Here is a 1,080-nt window from a genome sequence, read left to right as displayed (position 1 = left end):
CGTTGTTGCCGCGGGTTCCGGGTGGGGCGACGCCGCTGTTGGCGGCCAGGCTGTCCGGACCGCTGCTGGCGATGTTCAGCTGCTGCAGCAGCTGTTCGGCCGAGGTGATGCCCTGCGCCTCGATCTCGGCCTTCTGGATGATGGTGACCGGCAGCGCGGCCTCCACGTCGGTGCGCTGGATACGCGAACCGGTGACCGAGACGCGGTCCAGGGTGCGGGCCTCGGGCGAGCCGGCCGCAGCCGTGGCCGGCGAGGTCTGGGCGAAGGCGGCCAGCGGGCTGCCCAGTGCAAGCAGCACTGCGGCGCTGAGGTGGTGACGACGTGCGGGACGGGACAAGGCGGGCATGCTCTCTTTCTCTCCAAAGGGCGCATTACGGTGGGTGCTCTGGAAGCGGCCCGGTCCACTGCCCGCCCGTTTCCGGAAACAGGACGACCGTGCACCGCTCCCTCCTGCAATGGCGGCAACAAGGCCGCCAACGCATCACAGGGACGTCCCTCCCCGGGACGTCTCCCTCCTTCCCTGGTTGCACTGCCCGGGGTGCCTCCCTGTCAGCCCCGACCTGCAACTACCCGGGCCCGACCGGCGCCCGCCTGCTCCTGCCGCCCCCGCGGCCGGCTGCTGCTGGTGCCTGCGTGGACGCTTGCGTTCCGTTCAATACCGGCGCGGCTTGACGGACAGCACGGATTTACAGTTGTTTAACATGACCTGAATCAAACGGTCAATAAAGTATTCCCAAGCTTGGGGGTGCAGAAAAATAAAATATTTTTGTGCGCCGCAGCAGGCGATTCGCCGGGTGCCTGCCCGGCGCCGCCCGCCCGCTCAGGGGCAATCCCCCAGCCGGCGGAACTCCAGGTCCTGGAAGTCGTAGCTGAAGTCGATGTCCGGATCGATCGCGCGCAGCTGCATGCGCCGCTGCGTGCCGGCACCGGAGAACTCCAGCCAGGCCTCGGCGTCTTCGCCCAGCGCCAGCCACTGCAGCCAGCGCCGCCCACCGGACTGCACCAGCCGCGCGCGCATGGCCGGCGACTTGTCCGACACCCACAGCATCCCGCCTTCGCCGGGGCACAGCGTCACCCGGC

General features: G+C 68.8%; 2 pseudogenes. Both read right to left on the bottom strand.

The window, feature by feature from the left end:
- Nucleotides 1-346 (bottom strand): annotated as a pseudogene (locus JCM9942_RS16610) (hypothetical protein); the annotation flags it as partial.
- 474 nt (nucleotides 347-820) lie between these two features.
- A pseudogene (locus JCM9942_RS16605) lies at nucleotides 821-1,080 on the bottom strand (penicillin-binding protein); the annotation flags it as partial.

The sequence above is a fragment of the Stenotrophomonas pictorum JCM 9942 genome (genome assembly GCF_001310775.1).
In the GTDB taxonomy this organism is placed as follows: domain Bacteria; phylum Pseudomonadota; class Gammaproteobacteria; order Xanthomonadales; family Xanthomonadaceae; genus Stenotrophomonas; species Stenotrophomonas pictorum.
The sequence above is the reverse complement of the archived record's forward strand: the minus strand, read 5'-3'. Positions and strand labels throughout refer to the sequence as shown.